Below are 18,140 nucleotides of genomic sequence, written 5' to 3'. Positions count from 1 at the left end.
GGGTCGTGACGACGATGACGGAAGCGTCCGTACGCGAGTTCAAGATGCCGGACGTGGGCGAGGGGCTCACCGAGGCCGAGATCCTCAAGTGGTACGTCCAGCCCGGTGACACGGTCACCGACGGCCAGGTGGTGTGCGAGGTCGAGACGGCCAAGGCGGCCGTCGAACTGCCCATCCCCTACGACGGGGTGGTGCGCGAGCTGCGCTTCGCCGAGGGCACCACGGTCGACGTGGGCACGGCGATCATCGCGGTGGACGTGTCGGGCGGAGCGGCGGCTCCCGCGCAGGAGCCCCCGCGCGCGCAGGCGCCGGAGGCCGAGGAGGAGTCCGAGCCGCAGGGCCGCCAGCCGGTCCTCGTCGGCTACGGCGTGGCGGCCTCCTCCACGAAGCGCCGCCCGCGCAAGGGCCCGGAGGCGACGACCGCCGAGGCCGCGGTGCAGGCGGCGGTCCAGCAGGAGCTGAACGGCCACGGCCGTGCCGGGGCCGCCGAAGCGGTCCCCGAGACCCCCGCCGTGGAGCGTCCGCGCCCGCTGGCGAAGCCGCCGGTGCGCAAGCTGGCGAAGGATCTGGGCGTCGACCTGGCCACGGTGACCCCGTCGGGCCCGGAGGGCGTCATCACGCGCGAGGACATCCACGCGGCGGTGGCGGCCGTACCGACGGCTGCCCCGGAACCGGCGCCGGCCGCGCCGACGGCTCCTGCCGTCGCGGCGGCTCCCGCGGTGCCGTACGACGGCGTGCGTGAGACCCGGGTCCCCGTCAAGGGCGTCCGCAAGGCGACGGCGGCGGCGATGGTGGGTTCGGCGTTCACGGCGCCCCATGTCACGGAGTTCGTGACGGTGGACGTGACCCGCACGATGAAGCTGGTGGAGGAGCTGAAGCAGGACAAGGACCTGCAAGGCCTCCGGGTGAACCCGCTCCTCCTGATCGCCAAGGCCCTGCTGGTCGCGATCCGGCGCAACCCGGACGTCAACGCGTCCTGGGACGAGGCGAACCAGGAGATCGTGCTCAAGCACTACGTCAACCTGGGCATCGCCGCGGCCACCCCGCGGGGCCTGATCGTCCCGAACATCAAGGACGCCCACGCGAAGACGCTGCCGCAGCTGGCCGAGTCCCTCGGTGAGTTGGTGACCACGGCCCGGGACGGCAAGACCTCGCCCGGAGCCATGCAGGGCGGCACGGTGACGATCACCAACGTCGGCGTCTTCGGCATCGACACGGGGACTCCGATCCTCAACCCGGGCGAGGCGGCGATCCTGGCGGTCGGCGCGATCAAGCTCCAGCCGTGGGTCCACAAGGGCAAGGTCAAGCCCCGCCAGGTCACCACGCTGGCCCTGTCCTTCGACCACCGTCTGGTCGACGGCGAACTGGGCTCCAAGGTCCTCGCGGACATCGCGGCGATCCTGGAACAGCCGAAGCGGTTGATTACCTGGGGCTGAGCCCGGATAGATTGGGACAGTGGGCGGTCGCAAATTCGTCTTGCGACCGCCCACTCACTTTCAGAGCCGGTTCAGCACGTAGACCGGCGCCCCCTCCTCCGTCCCGCCCCGCGAGTGGATGCAGGCGTGCTTGCGCAGCAGCCGGAGACACTCGTTGACACGGTGCACGGTCAGGCCGGTGCGTGCGGCGATCGATTCGAGCGGTTCACGCAGCTCACCCCGCTCGACGAGGACCGGGGCGATGACGACGGCCACCGTCCACACGTCCTCCGTCACCGACAACCGCTGTCGACAGTCGGCGAGTACGGACTCGGTGGTCGGCAGCGCCAGGGGCGGGCCGTACGGCTTACGGCGTTCGAGGACGAGTTCGTCGAGCCGGTCGGCGATCCGTTCCATGGCCCGGACCATGGCCTGCTGCACGGCGAGCGTGCTCTTCTGCAACTCGATCAGTTCGCGCTGCCCGTCCGTCAACTGCTCGTCCAGCTGAAGGTTGTGCGCCTCGAGCCGGACGATGGCCTCCGCGACCTGCTCCGGCATGGCGTAGGCGATGGGTGCACCCGGCTCGGTGGGCTGCACCTCGGCCTCTTCGAGAGTGTAGGAACCCTCTCGCTGGACTGTCGCGATGACTTCGGCGACCCACTCCTTGAAGGGGGCGCAGGCGGGCTTCGTGCAGCCGTTGACGAGGGCGATGAGGCCCGGGAGATCGATGAGGTTCATGTCTCGACGCCAGTCCCTACCTGCGGGAATGCTGAGACCGTAACCTCCAGTTACGCTCTCGATAGTCTCTCGATGCTCCTCCGGAACATGGTCGGCGAGAGCCTTCCGGGCGTTGGCGTAACCCAGTTCCTTGCACACATCCACCGCCGGGAACCAGTGCGCTCCGTCCGGCATGGTCAGTCGTCGTACGCGGGCTCCGGTCGCCGCGTACACGAAGTCGCTGACGTCGATCGCCTCGTGGGACTTCGCGGGCTTCGCTTGCTTGTCGGGTTCGTTCATGGGAACCACCTCCGCCGCGGAACTTAGGGCGAAGAAAATCGAATATGCCAGTCAAATACTGCGATGTTCACGATTGCGAGGGAAGGGCGTGAGTTCTGCTGCGCCGGGTCGCTCGGGTATGCGAAAGGCCCGCCGCGTGGATTGCGGCGGGCCTTCGGTGGCTTGGTTCGAGGGGATCAGATCGTCGAGAAGCCGTAGTTCAGGAGCTTCGTCGCGTCCGTCGCGCGCTGGGTGATGGAGGAGGAGGCGAGGACGGTGCCGATGACCGTCTTGCCGTTGCGGGTCGCGGCGAAGACGAGGCAGTACTTGGCCTCGGGGCCGGATCCGGTCTTGATGCCGATGGCGCCGCTGTAGCTGCTGAGCAGCGTGTTGGTGTTGGTCCAGGCACCCATGGTGCGGGTGGAACCGGTCTTGGTGATCGTCTTCGCCGTGTACTTCTTCGTCTTGACGACCGCGCGGAACGTGGAGTTCTTCATCGCGCTGCTGGCGATCTTCGTCAGGTCGCGCGGCGTCGAGTAGTTGTTGCCGTTGCCGATGCCGTCGAAGGAGTCGAAGTGGGTGTGGGTCAGATTCAGGTTCTTCGCGGCGGTGTTCATCTTGGAGATGAAGTTGGCGACACGCTTGGCGCGGGTGGTGCCCGAGCCGTAGGTGTCCGCGAGCGCGTAGGCGGCGTCGCAGCCGGAGGGCAGCATCAGCCCGTAGAGCAGCTGACGGACGGTGACCTTGTCGCCGACGATCAGGTGCGCCTGGGAGGCGTTGTTGGCGACGACGTAGTCGCTGTACGCCTTCTGGATCGTGACCTTCTTGTCGAGGTTCAGGTTCGACTGCGCGAGCACGACCTTCGCGGTCATGACCTTCGTGGTCGAACCGGTGGACAGCTTGGTGTCCGCCGCCTTCGTGTACAGCGTCTTCGCGTTCGCGTTGTTCATGATGTAGCCGCCCTTGGCCACGATCGAGGGCGTGGTGACGGCCTGCGCGGGCGCCGCGGTGAGGGCCCCGGTCGCCAGCAGCGCGCCGGACGTGACGGCGACGGCGGCGGCCTTGCGGAAGCGAGTGCCCTTAATACCGGTAATCAACTGAAATACCCCGAGTCGAGTCGAGTCGTAATGCCCCTGGCGTGCGGCCGAGTTGGGGGTGCCAAAGCGAATGGAGCCGCACGTGTGTGACACGTAAGTAGCACACATGGTTGTGCGGTTGCTGAGGGCGATTTTCGTCACGTCCGGATGGTGGACGTCCCTGCCTCTTGCGTACGTGTTGTATCTAAGCTGTAGGCATGAGCCTGGCCGTCAAGCAGCCCCCCGCCGCCGACCGTGTGTACTCCCATGTCAAGCAAGCCGTCCTGGACCGTCACTACGAGGGCGGCACGCTCCTCACCGAGGGCGAGCTGGCCGAGGCCGTAGGGGTGTCCCGCACCCCGGTCCGCGAGGCGCTGCTGCGTCTCGAGGTCGAGGGCCTGATCAAGCTCTACCCGAAGAAGGGCGCCCTGGTGCTGCCCGTCTCCGCGCAGGAGATCGCGGACGTGGTGGAGACCCGGATGCTGGTCGAGGAGCACGCGGTACGCAAGGCCGTACCGCCGTCGGCGATGCTGGTGGCCCGCCTGGAGGAGCTGCTGGACCGGCAGAAGGCCGAGGCCGCCGCCGGTGACCTGGCCGCCGCGGCCGTCACGGACCGCTGCTTCCACGCCGAGATCGTCCGCGACGGCGGCAACGAGATCCTCTCCCGGCTCTACGACCAGCTCCGCGACCGCCAGCTGCGCATGGGCGTCGCGATCATGAACGCCCACCCCGACCGGATCGCCAAGTCGCTCACCGAGCACGAGGAGATACTGGACGCGCTGCGCGCCGGGGACGCGGACCGTGCCGTCGAGCTGGTGCACCGGCACGTCGACTGGTTCGCGCACCTGGCGCGGGGTGAGGTCCGATGAGCCGCAGCAGCGTCTCGTTGCCCGGCGATCCGCCCGGCGGCCGCCGGGCCGTCGCGGTGTGGTCCATAGGCGTCTCGGTCTACTTCGTCGCCGTCATCTTCCGTACGTCCCTCGGTGTCGCCGGTCTCGACGCCGCCGACCGCTTCCACGTCAACGCCTCGGCGCTGTCCACCTTCTCGATACTCCAGCTGCTGGTCTACGCCGGCATGCAGATACCCGTCGGCCTGCTGGTCGACAGCCTCGGCACCAAGAAGGTGCTCTCGATCGGCGCGGTGCTGTTCACGGCCGGCCAGCTGGGCTTCGCGTTCTCCCCGTCGTACGGCACCGCGCTCGCCTCGCGCGCGCTGCTCGGCTGCGGCGACGCCATGACCTTCATCAGTGTGCTGCGGCTCGGCACCCGCTGGTTCCCGGTGCGGCGCGGGCCGCTCGTCGCACAGCTCGCCGGTCTGGTCGGCATGGCGGGCAACCTCGTCTCCACGCTGGTCCTGGCCCGGCTGCTGCACGGCATCGGATGGACCCCGGCGTTCGCGGGCAGCGCGCTGGCCGGCGTGGTCGTGCTGGTCCTCGTCCTGTTCTTCCTGAAGGACCACCCCGACGGGTACGAGCCGGCGCCCTTCCCGCACCAGGGTGCGGCGTACGTACGCAAGCAGATCGCCGCGTCCTGGCGGGAGCCGGGGACCCGGCTGGGGCTGTGGGTGCACTTCACCACCCAGTTCCCGGCGATGGTGTTCCTGCTGCTGTGGGGGCTGCCGTTCCTGGTCCAGGCGCAGGGGCTGTCCCGTGCCACGGCCGGTGAACTGCTGACGCTGGTCGTGCTCTCCAACATGGTGATCGGCCTGGTCTACGGCCAGATCGTCGCCCGGCATCACGCGGCGCGGCTGCCGTTGGCGCTGGGCACGGTCGGGGCGACGGCCGTCGTGTGGGCGGCGACGCTGGCGTATCCGGCCGAGCACGCGCCGATGTGGCTGCTGGTGGTGTTGTGCGCGGTGCTGGGGGCGTGTGGGCCGGCGTCCATGCTCGGCTTCGACTTCGCGCGGCCGGCGAATCCGCCCGAGCGCCAGGGGACCGCGTCCGGGATCACCAATATGGGTGGTTTCGTGGCTTCGATGACGACGCTGTTCGCGGTGGGTGTGCTGCTGGACGCGACCGGTGACGACTACTCGGTGGCGTTCTCGTGTGTGTTCGTGCTGCAGGCGATCGGGGTCAGCCAGATCCTGCGGTTGCGGGGGCGGGCGGCTCGGCGGGAGCGGGAACGGTTGGTGGCTAGCCGGGTGGAGACGGTGCACGTGCCTGCGTGAATTCTTCTCCCATCCGCGCACCAACCCGTTTCCAGTCGGCAGAGAGGCCGGGCGACCTGCGGGGGCGATCGCCGTCGGCGGCTTTCCGTGGGTGCGATCGGTCAGCCGCCGGTGCTGCGGTCGGGTGGGCGTCGGTCCGGCGGTCGGTCAGCCGCCGGTGCCGCGGTCGGGTGGGCGGCGGTCCGGCGGTCGGTCGGCTGCCGGTACTGCGGTCGAGTGGGCGGCGGTGCGGTGCGGTGCGGTGGGTGGTTAGTCTGCCGTTGGTACGAGGGTGAGGTAGGTCAGGCCCAGTACGCCTCGGTAGGTCAGCCAGGACGATCGGTGGGTGTCCAGGCGGGCCCGGGTCTCCGTGGCCAGGGGGTGGCCGGGGTTGGTCGCCAGCCACACCTCCTGGTCCGCCTGGTACGCCGACTCGAACTCCTCCCATTCCGCCGGGCTCGCCGTCTCCGTCCACTCCGGGCGGAAGCCCGCCGCCACCGCCAGGTCGACCAGGGCCGCCAGGTCGTGGTGGTCGGCGGTCGAGGCGCCCGGCCACATCCCGGAGAGCTCCGCCTCCGTCGGGGTCCGCTGCCAGAAGCCCTCACCGAGCAGGACCCGCCCGCCGTCGCTCACCAGCCGCCGCAGCTCCCGCAGGGCCGTCACCAGGTCGTCGCCCAGCGCCTGGCTCGCCCCGAGGCACAGCACCACGTCGGCCGGACCGCGAGCCGTGCCCGCCGCCGACTCCTCGGCGAACTCCACCCGGTCGGCCAGCCCGCGCGCCTCGGCGGCCCGCCGTCCGCGCGCCAGATCCCCGGCGTGCACATCCAGTCCCACGCCGTGTGCATGGGGTACGGCCTCCAGCAGACGGAGCATCAACTCACCCCAGCCGCAGCCGATGTCGAGCACGGTGGTGGGGCGCGTGGCGGCGAGCCGCCGTACCATCGCGGCCGCGCGGGTCTCGGAGAGCGGGCCGTGGAAGGTGAGACGGGTCAGGCGGGGCGGGAGGTCGTCGTGCGCTGTGGTGGCAGTGGTCATGCCGGGCAAGGTAGATCCCGACGGCCGCCGAGGCACACCGAATTTCCGGCGCGTGCCCCCGTTTCCTCCCGGGGGACCGTGAACCGCTACTGCGTGACCGTGAAGTTCCGCAGGATCGCCGCCGTCAGTTCCGGGTCGCCCTCCGCCTTGACCCGGTCCGCGACCGCGTCCGGGGTGGTGCGGCCGCAGGCCAGGCGGACGTAGGTCTCCCAGTCGAGGGTGAAGATGGCCGCGGGGCCGAGGGCGGGGGTGGTCTCCAGGGTGCCACGGCCCTGGATGTCGATGCGGATGGTGCGCAGGAACTCCACCGGCCCGTGCACGTCGAAGATGACCGCCGAACTGCGCGGCGCGCCGGCGTCGTTGGCGACCACCCGGGGCAGCTCGCCGAGCAGCACGTCCCGGGCGACCTGCGCGCCCGGCGAGTCGAGGTTGCCGGGCCGGCCCAGCGCCGCCCGCAGGTCCTGCTCGTGCACCCACACGGTGAACGCGTGGTTGCGCATGGCATCTTCGAGGGTGATCTCCTTGCTCATCGGCCCGCGCACGAGGTGCCCCGGCTCCCGCGACTCGTTGCGCAGCTGGCGGTTGCGGCGGATGACCGTGTACTCCAGCTCCGAGGTCATCTCCGGGGCCGTGTGATGGCGTCGTACGTCGACCTGCATCTCCATGTAGCGCTGGTGCTCGTTGGTGACGTGGTACAGGTCGCGCGGAAGGGTGTGGATCGGGCGCGGGTCGCCCAGCATCTCGCAGTCCATCCCGATGACATGGGAGACCACGTCCCGCACCGACCAGCCCGGGCACGGCGTCCGCCGGTTCCACTCGCCCTCGGCGAGGGGCGTCACCAGCTCGGATATCGCTTCGATGGAGTGGGTCCAGGCGTCGGCGTAGGGCTGGAGGGTGGGATGCAGACTCACGGAACGGGACCCCTCGGCGGTCGGTACTCGGGCAGGTTGTGGCGGCGCTGCCAGTGGAGGTGGCTGCTGTCGGCGGGTGTCTTGAAACGCTAAGTTACGCTGCTGTGAGGCACCCCGGCAGTGCTTTCGTGTGACGATCGTAGGCCTGTGTGGACGGCTCGAATGCCAGGACGGTGGTAGTGTGCGCGCCTCGCTCATCCAGATCGATGTAAACGAGGGCGAATCGGTCGAATCTCGTCGGCGGCGCGTGACCGCACTGGTGCGCGAGCAGACGGACGCCGATCTCGTCGTACTGCCCGAGCTGTGGACGACCGGCGCGTTCGCCTACGAGGAGTTCGCCACCGAGGCCGAGCCGCTCGAGGGCCCCACGTACGAGGCGATGGCGAAGGCGGCGAGCGACGCGGGCGTCTGGCTGCACGCCGGCTCCATCCCCGAGCGGGACCCCGAGGGCCCCCTCTACAACACGGCTCTCATCTTCTCCCCCTCCGGTGAGCTGGCCGCGGCCTACCGCAAGATCCACCGCTTCGGCTTCGACAAGGGCGAGGCGGTGCTGATGGGCGCCGGACAGGAACTGGTGACCGTCCGGCTCCCGGAGACCACGCTGGGCGTGGCCACCTGCTACGACCTCCGCTTCCCCGAACTCTTCCGCGCACTCGTCGACGCCGGCGCCGAGACGATGGTGGTCTCGGCGGGCTGGCCCGAGCGGCGACGCGCGCACTGGACGCTGCTGGCCCAGGCGCGGGCGGTCGAGAACCAGGCGTTCGTGCTCGCGTGTGGAACGGCCGGGACGCATGCCGGAGTTCCGCAGGCGGGTCACTCGATCGTGGTCGATCCCTGGGGCGAGGTCCTGGCCGAGGCGGGCGCCGGCGAGGAGGTCCTCACCGTCGACCTCGACCCGGCCAAGGTCGCCGTCACCCGCGAACAGTTCCCGGCGCTGAAGGACCGCCTGCTGGGTCTCGACCCCCCACGCCGATAGCCCTCCCGCGTCGGTCCTCCCGCGACAGCCCTTCCGAGACAGCCCTTCCGCCTCAGTCCTCCTCCCGCTCCTTGTCGGCGAGGTGGATCACGCAGACCGCCACCGCGATCAGCAGCGCCGGGTCCGCGTCGTCCCGTACGACGTCGACACCGTAGGTCTCCCGGACGTGCAGCCAGCGCCGGGAGACCACGGCCAGCAGCTCACCGTCGTACTCCACGGCGAACTCACGGTCGAGGATCTTGCCGCTGACGTCGAGTTCGGTGCCGTCGACCAGGTTGACCCGGTAGTGGTTGCGCAGGAGCGACAGCCGCTTGCGCCTGATGGTGGCCAGGGGTTCGCCCTCGCGTCCGATCACCATGGTGTCGCGCAGGGCGAACATCTTCTGGTGGATGTCGACGAGCACGCGCCCGTGCCGGTCCTTCAGCTCGAACGTGTCCCGCACCCGCATGGCCTTGCCGTCGACGAGGAACACCTTGTCGCCGTGGTCGTCCTCGATCCAGTAGTCCTCGCCGAAGCCGAGGAGCCGGTCGCGTACCAGGAATCTCATGTCCGTACCCCTTCCCGGCCCACCGGCCCGAAACGCCGACGGTAGTCCGACGGGCTGAGCCCGGTCTCGCGCCGCAGCCGTGCGCGCAGGTTGGCCGCCGTGCCCAGGCCGCTGCGCGAGGCCACCACGTCCAGGCGCTCCTCGCCGCGTTCGATCAGCCGGCAGGCGAGGGCCACGCGTTCCCCGGTCAGCCAGGCCAGCGGGGTGGTGCCGAGCTGGGCCCGGAACCGGCGGTGCAGGGTGGCCGGGGAGAGGGCCGCCCGCGCCGCCAGGTCCGCCACGGTCAGCGGCTCGTCCAGATGCTCCTGTGCCCAGGCCAGCAGCGGGCCGAGCGATTCGTCCGGCACCTCGGGCACCGGCCGCTCCACGAACTGGCGCTGTCCGCCGTCCCGGTGCGAGGCGAACACCAGCCGCCGGGAGACCGCGTTGGCGATCTCGGCGCCGTGGTCCTGCCGCCAGATGTGCAGGCCCAGGTCGAGCGCGGCCGCGCTGCCGGAGGCGGTGAGCAGGTCGCCGTCGTCGACGAAGAGCACGTCCGGACGGAGCAGCACCCGCGGATGCAGCCGCCGGAAGACGTCGGCCCAACGCCAGTGCGTGCTGGCCGGCCGCCCGTCCAGCAGCCCTGCCTCGGCGAGCGCGAAGGTCCCGGTGCAGAAACTCACCACCCGCACCCCGCGCGCGTGCGCACGCCGGATCGCGTCCAGGACGTCCGCACCGCGCGGTACGACATTGTCCGGGCGCCCCGGCACGACGAGGGTGTCCGCCGCGTCCACCGCCGTCAGCCCGGCCACCCCGCTCAGGGTGAAGAAGCCGTGGTTCATCCGCACCTCGCGGGTGGGCGCGCACAGGATCACCTCGTACGGCGGCACGGACAGGCCGAGCTCCGGCCGCGGCAGCCCGAACAGCTCGGTGGCGACACCGACCTCGAACGGATTGGTGCCCGCGTCCACGATCACGGCCACCCGGTGCGTCGACTGCGAGGATCCTTGCGCCATATGCGATTTCTAGCACTCACCCCACCACCGGGCGAGCGCCCAGGATGAACGCCATGAACGCCACGAGCAGCGCCAAGAACAGCGAACCCGTCTCCCTCGCCCACGCCCTCGGCTCCTTCGAGGACCTGTGGAGCCCCCGGATCGTCACCGCCGTCAACGACTACGACGTCCGCGTCGCCAAGGTCCGGGGCGAGCACCTCTGGCACGTCCACGACCACACCGACGAGTTCTTCCTGGTCCTGGAGGGGGAGCTGCACATCGCCCTGCGGGAGCCGGCCGGCGAGCGCACGGTCGTCCTGCACAAGGGCTCGGTCTTCACCGTCCCCCGCGGCACCGAGCACAAGCCGGCCGCCCCGGCCGGAGCCTCGATCCTCCTCTTCGAACCGACCGGCACCTCCACGGTCGGCGACCGCCACGACGAAATCCCGCACCACGTGGACGCGACCACGGGCCACACCCTCGCCTGACCAGGGCAGACGCGAGTTGTCCACAGGGGCGAACACGCTCCCGCCGACAAGTGGCACCCTTGATCCATGAGCGACACATCCCCGGCCCCCACCCCGCGCCGTGCCCGCGTCCGTGCCCCCGAGCTGATCGGCAAGGGCGGCTGGCTGAACACCGGCGACAAGCAGTACACCCTCGCGGACCTGCGCGGACGCATCGTCATCCTGGATTTCTGGACATTTTGCTGCATCAACTGCCTGCACGTCCTGGATGAGCTGCGGGAGCTGGAGGAGCGTCACCGGGACACGGTGGTGATCATCGGGGTGCACTCGCCGAAGTTCGTGCACGAGGCGGAGCATCAGGCGGTCGTCGACGCCGTGGAGCGGTACGGCGTGGAGCACCCGGTGCTCGACGACCCGGAGCTCGCCACCTGGAAGCAGTACGCGGTGCGGGCCTGGCCGACGCTGGTGGTGATCGACCCCGAGGGGTACGTCGTCGCCCAGCACGCCGGCGAGGGGCACGCGCACGCGATCGCCCGGCTGGTCGAGGAGCTGGAGGCGGAGCACGAGGCGAAGGGCACCCTGCGGCGCGGCGACGGCCCGTACGTGCCGCCGGAGCCCGAGCCGACCGCTCTGCGCTTCCCCGGCAAGGCACTGCTGCTGCCCTCCGGGAACTTCCTGGTCAGCGACACCACCCGGCACCAGCTGGTGGAGCTGGCCGAGGACGCGGAGACGGTCGTGCGGCGGGTCGGCGCCGGCACGCGCGGCTTCGCCGACGGTCCGGCGGCCGATGCCGCCTTCAGCGAACCTCAGGGCCTGGCGCTCCTCGACGACGGCTCGGTGGTCGTCGCCGACACCGTCAACCACGCTCTGCGCCGCCTCGACCCGGCCACCGGCGAGGTGACCACGCTCGCCGGTACCGGCCGCCAGTGGTGGCAGGGCTCCCCGACCTCGGGACCGGCCCGCGAGATCGACCTGTCCTCCCCCTGGGACGTGGCGGTCTTCGGCGGCAAGGTGTGGATCGCCATGGCGGGCGTGCACCAGCTGTGGGCGTACGACCCGGAGAGCCGGACGGTCGCGGTCGCCGCCGGCACCACCAACGAGGGGCTGGTGGACGGGCCGGCGGCCGAGGCCTGGTTCGCGCAGCCGTCCGGTCTGGCCGCCACCGCCGACCGGCTCTGGCTCGCCGACTCCGAGACCAGCGCCCTGCGCTGGGTCGATCTGGACGGACACGTCCACACCGCCGTGGGTACCGGCCTCTTCGACTTCGGTCACCGGGACGGCGCGGCCGGGCAGGCGCTGCTCCAGCACCCGTTGGGCGTGACGGCGCTCCCCGACGGCTCGGTCGCGGTGTCCGACACCTACAACCACGCGCTGCGCCGCTACGACCCCGCGACCGGCGAGGTCACCACGCTGGCGACGGATCTGAGAGAGCCGAGCGACGCGGTGCTGGTCGGTGACGACATCGTGGTGGTGGAGTCGGCCCGCCACCGGCTGACCCGGCTGCGGCTGCCCGAGGAGGCGGTCCGGGTGGAGTCGGTCGCCCACCGCACCCAGCGGGCGGCGACCGAGGTGGCCCCAGGGCGCCTCCGGCTGGACGTGATCTTCCAGGCCCCGGCGGGCCAGAAGCTGGACGTGCGCTACGGCCCGTCGACGCGGCTCCTGGTGTCCTCGACCCCGCCGGAGCTGCTGCTCAAGGGGGACGGCCCGGACACGGACCTCTCCCGCGAGCTGGAGCTGAACCCGGCCGTGGCCGAAGGCGTCCTGCATGTCTCGGCGATGGCCGCGTCCTGCGACGACGACCCTGCCAACGAGTACCCGGCCTGCCATGTCCACCAGCAGGACTGGGGGGTCCCGGTCCGCCTCACGGAGGGCGGAGCGGACCGGCTGCCGCTGGTCCTGGCCGGAATGGACCAGGAGGCCTAGGCGTCTTCGTCAGGCGCCGTACCCGCCGCCGTACTCGTCCTGGTGGTGATGGTGCCGTTCCTCGACAACCGTCGTCGGCGGCACCATGACCCGCCGACGGCGGGCGATGTTGGTGAACGTGGCGACGCCGATGATCCCGACGGCCATCAGGATCAGGCCGACGACATCGAGGTTGACGCCCTGCATGTGCCAGTCGGTCGCGAACGTGAGGATGGCCCCCACGGCGATGAGGATGATGCACCCGCCGAGCCCCATGAGCGTTGCCTTCCCTTCAGGTCCGGTGGTTCCGGTTCGTGCCGGGTACCCCGGGAGGCGCGGGGCATGTGCGACTAGCCCTCCAGGAAAGCCGCCAGCGCGTTCGCGAGGAGGAACGGGTCGTCGGCGCCGCAGAGTTCACGGGCGCTGTGCATGGAGAGGATCGCCGCGCCGATGTCGACGGTCTGGATGCCGTGGCGGGCCGCGGTGATCGGGCCGATCGTGGTGCCGCAGGGCATGGAGTTGTTGGAGACGAAGGTCTGGAAGGGGACCCCGGCCCGGTCGCATGCGGCGGCGAAGATCGCGCGGCCCGAACCGTCCGTCGCGTAGCGGTTGTTGACGTTGACCTTGAGGATCGGGCCGCCGTTGAGGCGGGGGTGGTGCGTGGGGTCGTGGCGCTCCGCGTAGTTGGGGTGCACGGCGTGACCGGTGTCGGAGGAGAGGCAGACGGTGGCGGCGAGGGCTCGCGCCCGGTCCTCGTAGGACCCGCCGCGGGCCAGTACCGACCGCTCCAGCACGCTGCCGAGCAGCGGGCCGTCCGCACCGGTGTCGGACTGGGAGCCGGTCTCCTCGTGGTCGAAGGCGGCGAGCACCGGGATACAGGGGAGCTGCGGGCCGCCCGCGGCCACGGCCGCGAGGGCGGCCGTACCGGCGTGCACGGACAGCAGGTTGTCCATCCGGGGGCCGGCCATCATGTCCTGGTCGCGGCCCAGGTAGGCCGGCGGTTCGATGGCGTAGGTCATCAGGTCCCAGCCGGTGACCGAGCCGGCCGGCAGACCCGACTCCTGTTCCAGGAAGGCGATCAGGTCGCCGTCGCGGATGTCGTCACCGAGGCCCCAGATCGGCTGCAGGTGGCGCTGCTTGTCGAGCTTGAGCCCGTCGCTGCTCACCGCGCGGTCCAGGTGGATGGCGAGCTGGGGCACCCGCAGCAGTGGCCTGCGCACGTCGACGAGACGGGTGGTGCCGTCGCGCAGGCTGAGCCGGCCGGCCAGGCCCAGGTCCCGGTCGAGCCAGGAGTTCATGAGCGGTCCGCCGTAGATCTCCACGGCGACCTGGCGGAAGCCGTGCGCCCCGGTGTCCGGGCGGGGCTTCACCCGCAGGTTCGGGGAGTCGGTGTGCGCGCCGACGATCCGGAACGGCGTGTGGGGTGCGGCGCCCTCCGGGACGTACCAGGCGATGATCGCGCCGCCGCGCAGTACGTACTTGCCGCCCGTCGTGCCGTCCCAGGCGTCCGTCTCGGCGACCTGTTGGAAACCGGCCTTCTCCAGCCGTTCGCCGGCGTTCGCCACGGCGTGGTACGGCGTGGGGCCGGCCGCGAGGAAGGACATCAGGTCGTCGGTGTGGCCGCGGTCGAAAACGGCGGGGGTACGCGCAGCGCTCCGTGGAAGGGCGGTGGCGGGCGACGGGCGGGCTGGTTCGCTCATGCTCTTCACCTTAACGACGTACGGTGGCCCGCTCCCCGGCGAGGGAGCGGGCCACCGTGGCAAACCGGGTCGATCGGAGCGATCAGAAAGCCGCCTCGTCCAGCTCCATCAGGTCGAGGTCCACGTCGGCGGCGATCTTGCGGGCCAGGGTGACGCCCGGCAGCACGTTGGCCGCGAAGAACTTCGCCGCCGCGATCTTGCCGGTGTAGAAGGCGACGTCCTTGGAGGAGACGGCCTTGGTGGACGCCGTCTCCAGCTTCTCGGCGGCGACCGCGGCGCCCTTGAGCAGCAGGTAGCCGACGATCACGTCGCCCGAGGCGAGCAGCAGGCGGCTGGTGTTGAGGCCCACCTTGTAGATGTTCTTGACGTCCTGCTCGGTGGCCGCGAGGTCGGTCAGCATCAGGCCGACGATCGCCTCCAGTTCCACGGCGGCCTTCGCGAGGTGCTCGCGGGCGCCCGCCAGTTCCTCGCCGCCGGTGCCCAGCGCCAGGAACTTCTTGATGTCCTCGGCGAGGGAGTTCAGCGCCGCGCCCTGGTTGCGGACGATCTTCCGGAAGAAGAAGTCCTGGCCCTGGATCGCGGTGGTGCCCTCGTAGAGGGTGTCGATCTTGGCGTCGCGGATGTACTGCTCGATCGGGTACTCCTGCAGGAAGCCGGAGCCGCCGAAGGTCTGCAGCGACTGGGCGAGCTGCTCGTAGCCCTTCTCGGAGCCGTAGCCCTTGACGATCGGCAGGAGCAGGTCGTTGAGGGCGTGCTCGGCCTTCGGGTCCTCGCCGTTCGCCTCCTTGACCGCGATCGCGTCCTGGATCGAGGCGGTGTAGAGGACCAGGGCGCGCATGCCCTCGGCGTACGCCTTCTGCGTGATCAGCGAGCGGCGGACGTCGGGGTGGTGGGTGACGGTGACCTTGGGCGCGGACTTGTCCATGAAGTTCGCGAGGTCGGGGCCCTGGACGCGCTCCTTGGCGTACTCGAGGGCGTTGAGGTAGCCCGTCGACAGCGTGGAGATCGCCTTCGTGCCGACCATCATGCGGGCGAACTCGATGATCCGGAACATCTGGCGGATGCCCTCGTGCTTGTCGCCGATCAGCCAGCCCTTGGCCGGGTGGCGGTCGCCGAAGGTCATCTCGCAGGTGTTGGAGGCCTTGAGGCCCATCTTGTGCTCGACGTTCGTGGCGTAGACGCCGTTGCGCTCGCCCAGTTCGCCGGTCTCGAAGTCGAAGAGGTACTTCGGGACGAGGAAGAGCGACAGCCCCTTGGTGCCCGGGCCGGCACCCTCGGGCCGGGCCAGCACGTAGTGGAGGATGTTCTCCTCCATGTCGTGCTCACCGGAGGTGATGAAGCGCTTCACGCCTTCGATGTGCCAGGAGCCGTCCGCCTGCTGGACCGCCTTGGTGCGGCCGGCGCCGACGTCCGAACCGGCGTCCGGCTCGGTGAGCACCATGGTCGAACCCCAGGTCCGGTCGACCGCGATCTGGGCCCACTTCTTCTGCTCCTCGGTGCCCTCCTCGAAGAGGATGCGGGCGAACGCCGGGCCGGAGGAGTACATCCACACGGCCGGGTTGGCGCCGAGGATCAGCTCCGCGTACGACCAGATCAGCGACGGGGGAGCGGTGGTGCCACCGATCTCCTCGGGCAGGCCGAGCCGCCAGTACTCGGAGTCCATGAAGGCCTTGTAGCTCTTCTTGAAGGAGGCCGGGACCGGCGCGGTGTTGGTCTCCGGGTCGAAGACCGGCGGGTTGCGGTCGGCGTCGGCGAAGGACTCGGCCAGCTCGTTCTCGGCGAGCCGGGTCAGCTCCTCCAGGACGCTCTTCGCGGTGTCGGTGTCCATCTCGGCGAACGGGCCGGTGCCGTACAGCTTGTCGCGACCGAGTACTTCGAAGAGGTTGAATTCGATGTCGCGGAGGTTGGACTTGTAGTGCCCCATGGTGACGGCTCCGTATCCGGATCGGCGAGGCACTGAATCCCCGCGCAAGCTTTCACATACCAACGAGTAGCTCCGATGATGCTACCCGTCGGTAATAAGACGCAACCCCCCTCGGGTTAAGTGTGAGAAGGGTCTACCTTCTCGCGGAGGCCGCGTGTCTCGGTAGGCTTGCGCCCATGTACGGATACGGCGGCCAGCCCATGGACGGTGCTGCTGCTCAGCAGCAGTACGCCCAGCCGCAGCAGCAGATGCCCGGCGCGGGCGGGTACGGCCAGCAGCCTCCGCTCTACCCGGAGCCGTCTCCGCCCTCGCTCGCGGACGCGGTACGGGCCTTCACCACGGGCCAGTTGACCGCCGAGGACTTCCAGCAGGTCTTCGCCACGTCCAAGGTGTACTGCCCGCGCGGCGACAACCCCGGGTTCCTCGCCCTGCACAACACCCAGCAGCCGGTGATCCCGATGTTCACCTCGCTGAAGGAGCTGCGCCGGTACGCGGGCAAGGAGTCCAAGTACTTCGTGATCACGGGTGCGGAGGTCATCGACCTGCTGCCGACCGGCTACGGCTTCGTCCTCGACATGGAGGGCGAGCACCGGATGGTCTTCGACGCGAAGGCGGTCGAACAGATGGTGGACTTCGCGATGCGGCGGATGTACGGCTGACCCCCGCGAGGCGGCGAGCGACATCTTCGACAACTGATCCACTGATCGGCGACGACCGGGCCCGGAGGGAATGTCCTCCGGGCTCTCGTCGTTGGGGCTGGCAGAAAGTTCAACGCTCAACTAAACTGGGCGTACAAGGAGGAGCCAACATGCCTGCAGTGACCGTCGAGAACCCGCTGACCCTTCCCCGGGTGGCCGCACCGGCCGACGCCGTGGCCCGTCCCGTGCTCACCGTCACGACCGCGCCGAGCGGGTTCGAGGGCGAGGGCTTCCCGGTACGCCGGGCGTTCGCGGGGATCAACTACCGCCACCTCGACCCGTTCATCATGATGGACCAGATGGGTGAGGTGGAGTACGCGCCGGGCGAGCCCAAGGGCACGCCCTGGCACCCGCACCGTGGCTTCGAGACCGTCACCTACATCATCGACGGCATCTTCGACCACCAGGACAGCAACGGTGGCGGTGGCACCATCACCAACGGTGACACCCAGTGGATGACGGCCGGCGCCGGCCTGCTCCACATCGAGGCTCCGCCGGAGTCCCTGGTCATGTCCGGTGGTCTCTTCCACGGCCTCCAGCTGTGGGTGAACCTGCCGGCCAAGGACAAGATGATGGCGCCGCGCTACCAGGACATCCGCGGTGGCAACGTCCAGCTGCTGACGACCCCCGACGGCGGTGCGCTGCTGCGTGTCATCGCCGGTGAGCTGGACGGTCACGCCGGCCCCGGCATCACGCACACGCCGATCACGATGATCCACGCGACGCTGGCCCCCGGCGCCGAGCTCACGCTCCCCTGGCGCGAGGACTTCAACGGGCTGGCGTACGTGCTGGCGGGCAAGGGGGCGGTGGGCACGGAGCGCCGGCCGATCCACCTGGGCCAGACGGCCGTCTTCGGCGCGGGTTCCTCGCTGACCGTCCGCGCGGACGAGAAGCAGGACTCGCACACGCCGGACCTGGAGGTCGTCCTCCTCGGCGGGCAGCCGATCCGGGAGCCCATGGCCCACTACGGTCCGTTCGTCATGAACACCAAGGACGAGCTGATGCAGGCCTTCGAGGACTTCCAGAAGGGCCGCCTGGGCACGATCCCGGCGGTCCACGGAATGACGGAGACCGGCCCGCAGGCGTAACACAGCCACCGCCCCGAGAGGCCCGACGTCCACGGACATCGGGCCTCTCCCCTTTCCACCCGACCACCGACTTCCCCCCCACCGACCCAGCCGCTCCCGGGCGCCCGACCTCACCTTCTGCGCGAACCGAGCCGCTCCCGGCGCCCGACCTCACCTACTGCGCGAACCGAGCCGCTCCCGGCCCCTCGGCCCCCGCCCTCTGACCGCCCGAGTCGATCCGGAGCCCTCGACCTCGCTTTCCAAGTAGCCGAGTCGGGTGGTGGGTGGGCATGGGTGGGGTTGGGG

At 70.2% G+C, this 18,140-nt stretch carries 17 protein-coding genes; 8 read left to right on the top strand and 9 right to left on the bottom strand.

Going from position 1 to position 18,140, the window contains the following annotated elements:
* The first annotated feature begins 5 nt into the window (after window positions 1-5).
* Window positions 6-1,436, top strand: coding sequence for a dihydrolipoamide acetyltransferase family protein (locus tag ACWDGI_RS18630; RefSeq protein WP_450760297.1), 1,431 nt, complete (start codon window positions 6-8; stop codon window positions 1,434-1,436).
* A gap of 60 nt (window positions 1,437-1,496) precedes the next feature.
* Here the strand turns inward: ACWDGI_RS18630 and ACWDGI_RS18625 are convergent, their stop codons facing one another.
* Entirely contained in the window at window positions 1,497-2,432 is a 936-nt protein-coding gene (locus tag ACWDGI_RS18625; RefSeq protein WP_450760295.1) for a BRO family protein, read from the bottom strand.
* 176 nt (window positions 2,433-2,608) lie between these two features.
* Entirely contained in the window at window positions 2,609-3,508 is a 900-nt protein-coding gene (locus ACWDGI_RS18620) for a D-alanyl-D-alanine carboxypeptidase family protein (RefSeq protein ID WP_450760293.1), read from the bottom strand.
* 197 nt (window positions 3,509-3,705) lie between these two features.
* Between ACWDGI_RS18620 and ACWDGI_RS18615 the strand changes: the two genes are divergently transcribed.
* On the top strand, window positions 3,706-4,356 hold the full coding sequence (locus tag ACWDGI_RS18615; RefSeq protein WP_360480597.1) for a GntR family transcriptional regulator: 651 nt from the start codon (window positions 3,706-3,708) through the stop codon (window positions 4,354-4,356).
* Window positions 4,353-5,654: an MFS transporter gene (locus tag ACWDGI_RS18610; protein ID WP_450760291.1), complete on the top strand. Its 1,302-nt coding sequence runs from the start codon at window positions 4,353-4,355 to the stop codon at window positions 5,652-5,654. Before ACWDGI_RS18615 ends, ACWDGI_RS18610 begins: the two co-directional genes overlap by 4 nt.
* Window positions 5,655-5,903: 249 nt before the next feature.
* Here the strand turns inward: ACWDGI_RS18610 and ACWDGI_RS18605 are convergent, their stop codons facing one another.
* Together ACWDGI_RS18605 and ACWDGI_RS18600 are read right to left on the bottom strand one after the other, a co-directional pair.
* Window positions 5,904-6,668, bottom strand: a complete 765-nt coding sequence (locus ACWDGI_RS18605; RefSeq protein ID WP_450760289.1) for an SAM-dependent methyltransferase — start codon at window positions 6,666-6,668, stop codon at window positions 5,904-5,906.
* Window positions 6,669-6,754: 86 nt separating this feature from the next.
* On the bottom strand, window positions 6,755-7,579 hold the full coding sequence (locus tag ACWDGI_RS18600; RefSeq protein ID WP_450760287.1) for a maleylpyruvate isomerase family mycothiol-dependent enzyme: 825 nt from the start codon (window positions 7,577-7,579) through the stop codon (window positions 6,755-6,757).
* A gap of 181 nt (window positions 7,580-7,760) precedes the next feature.
* Here ACWDGI_RS18600 and ACWDGI_RS18595 point away from each other — a divergent pair, with 181 nt between their 5' ends.
* A complete protein-coding gene (locus ACWDGI_RS18595; protein ID WP_450760285.1) occupies window positions 7,761-8,555 on the top strand; it encodes a carbon-nitrogen family hydrolase in 795 nt (264 codons plus the stop codon).
* 52 nt (window positions 8,556-8,607) lie between these two features.
* Here the strand turns inward: ACWDGI_RS18595 and ACWDGI_RS18590 are convergent, their stop codons facing one another.
* Together ACWDGI_RS18590 and ACWDGI_RS18585 are read right to left on the bottom strand one after the other, a co-directional pair.
* Window positions 8,608-9,102, bottom strand: a complete 495-nt coding sequence (locus ACWDGI_RS18590) for an LURP-one-related/scramblase family protein (protein ID WP_450760283.1) — start codon at window positions 9,100-9,102, stop codon at window positions 8,608-8,610.
* Complete coding sequence (locus tag ACWDGI_RS18585) at window positions 9,099-10,097, bottom strand: GlxA family transcriptional regulator (protein ID WP_450760281.1); 999 nt, start codon at window positions 10,095-10,097, stop codon at window positions 9,099-9,101. The genes ACWDGI_RS18590 and ACWDGI_RS18585 overlap by 4 nt, the downstream gene beginning before the upstream one ends.
* Window positions 10,098-10,150: 53 nt before the next feature.
* Between ACWDGI_RS18585 and ACWDGI_RS18580 the strand changes: the two genes are divergently transcribed.
* A complete protein-coding gene (locus tag ACWDGI_RS18580; RefSeq protein WP_450760279.1) occupies window positions 10,151-10,564 on the top strand; it encodes a cupin domain-containing protein in 414 nt (137 codons plus the stop codon).
* A 66-nt stretch (window positions 10,565-10,630) separates the two neighbouring features.
* Window positions 10,631-12,466, top strand: coding sequence for a thioredoxin-like domain-containing protein (locus ACWDGI_RS18575; RefSeq protein WP_450760277.1), 1,836 nt, complete (start codon window positions 10,631-10,633; stop codon window positions 12,464-12,466).
* A gap of 9 nt (window positions 12,467-12,475) precedes the next feature.
* Here the strand turns inward: ACWDGI_RS18575 and ACWDGI_RS18570 are convergent, their stop codons facing one another.
* From ACWDGI_RS18570 to ACWDGI_RS18560, 3 genes are all read right to left on the bottom strand, one after another.
* Window positions 12,476-12,721 (bottom strand): DUF6458 family protein, encoded by a 246-nt coding sequence (locus ACWDGI_RS18570; protein ID WP_360480570.1) that lies wholly within the window; start codon window positions 12,719-12,721, stop codon window positions 12,476-12,478.
* A gap of 74 nt (window positions 12,722-12,795) precedes the next feature.
* Complete coding sequence (locus tag ACWDGI_RS18565; protein WP_450760274.1) at window positions 12,796-14,145, bottom strand: M18 family aminopeptidase; 1,350 nt, start codon at window positions 14,143-14,145, stop codon at window positions 12,796-12,798.
* Window positions 14,146-14,227: 82 nt separating this feature from the next.
* Window positions 14,228-16,069, bottom strand: a complete 1,842-nt coding sequence (locus ACWDGI_RS18560) for an acyl-CoA dehydrogenase (RefSeq protein ID WP_450760272.1) — start codon at window positions 16,067-16,069, stop codon at window positions 14,228-14,230.
* A gap of 176 nt (window positions 16,070-16,245) precedes the next feature.
* Here ACWDGI_RS18560 and ACWDGI_RS18555 point away from each other — a divergent pair, with 176 nt between their 5' ends.
* Window positions 16,246-16,728: an SseB family protein gene (locus ACWDGI_RS18555; RefSeq protein ID WP_450760270.1), complete on the top strand. Its 483-nt coding sequence runs from the start codon at window positions 16,246-16,248 to the stop codon at window positions 16,726-16,728.
* Window positions 16,729-16,877: 149 nt separating this feature from the next.
* A complete protein-coding gene (locus ACWDGI_RS18550; RefSeq protein WP_450760268.1) occupies window positions 16,878-17,855 on the top strand; it encodes a pirin family protein in 978 nt (325 codons plus the stop codon).
* Window positions 17,856-18,140: the final 285 nt, after the last annotated feature.

Source organism: Streptomyces sp. NPDC001220, assembly GCF_053597895.1.
Note: the sequence above shows the minus strand (reverse complement) of the source record. Positions and strands in the feature narration are given on the sequence as shown.

What these genes read in the sequence shown, in the direction of transcription:
- ACWDGI_RS18605 (WP_450760289.1), bottom strand. Translation starts at nt 6,668, where the DNA reads ATGACCACTGCCACCACAGCGCACGACGACCTCCCGCCCCGCCTGACC.
- ACWDGI_RS18610 (WP_450760291.1), top strand. Translation starts at nt 4,353, where the DNA reads ATGAGCCGCAGCAGCGTCTCGTTGCCCGGCGATCCGCCCGGCGGCCGC.
- ACWDGI_RS18615 (WP_360480597.1), top strand. Translation starts at nt 3,706, where the DNA reads ATGAGCCTGGCCGTCAAGCAGCCCCCCGCCGCCGACCGTGTGTACTCC.
- ACWDGI_RS18625 (WP_450760295.1), bottom strand. Translation starts at nt 2,432, where the DNA reads ATGAACGAACCCGACAAGCAAGCGAAGCCCGCGAAGTCCCACGAGGCG.
- ACWDGI_RS18555 (WP_450760270.1), top strand. Translation starts at nt 16,246, where the DNA reads ATGTACGGATACGGCGGCCAGCCCATGGACGGTGCTGCTGCTCAGCAG.
- ACWDGI_RS18590 (WP_450760283.1), bottom strand. Translation starts at nt 9,102, where the DNA reads ATGAGATTCCTGGTACGCGACCGGCTCCTCGGCTTCGGCGAGGACTAC.
- ACWDGI_RS18550 (WP_450760268.1), top strand. Translation starts at nt 16,878, where the DNA reads ATGCCTGCAGTGACCGTCGAGAACCCGCTGACCCTTCCCCGGGTGGCC.
- ACWDGI_RS18570 (WP_360480570.1), bottom strand. Translation starts at nt 12,721, where the DNA reads ATGGGGCTCGGCGGGTGCATCATCCTCATCGCCGTGGGGGCCATCCTC.
- ACWDGI_RS18585 (WP_450760281.1), bottom strand. Translation starts at nt 10,097, where the DNA reads ATGGCGCAAGGATCCTCGCAGTCGACGCACCGGGTGGCCGTGATCGTG.
- ACWDGI_RS18560 (WP_450760272.1), bottom strand. Translation starts at nt 16,069, where the DNA reads ATGGGGCACTACAAGTCCAACCTCCGCGACATCGAATTCAACCTCTTC.
- ACWDGI_RS18565 (WP_450760274.1), bottom strand. Translation starts at nt 14,145, where the DNA reads ATGAGCGAACCAGCCCGCCCGTCGCCCGCCACCGCCCTTCCACGGAGC.
- ACWDGI_RS18575 (WP_450760277.1), top strand. Translation starts at nt 10,631, where the DNA reads ATGAGCGACACATCCCCGGCCCCCACCCCGCGCCGTGCCCGCGTCCGT.
- ACWDGI_RS18580 (WP_450760279.1), top strand. Translation starts at nt 10,151, where the DNA reads ATGAACGCCACGAGCAGCGCCAAGAACAGCGAACCCGTCTCCCTCGCC.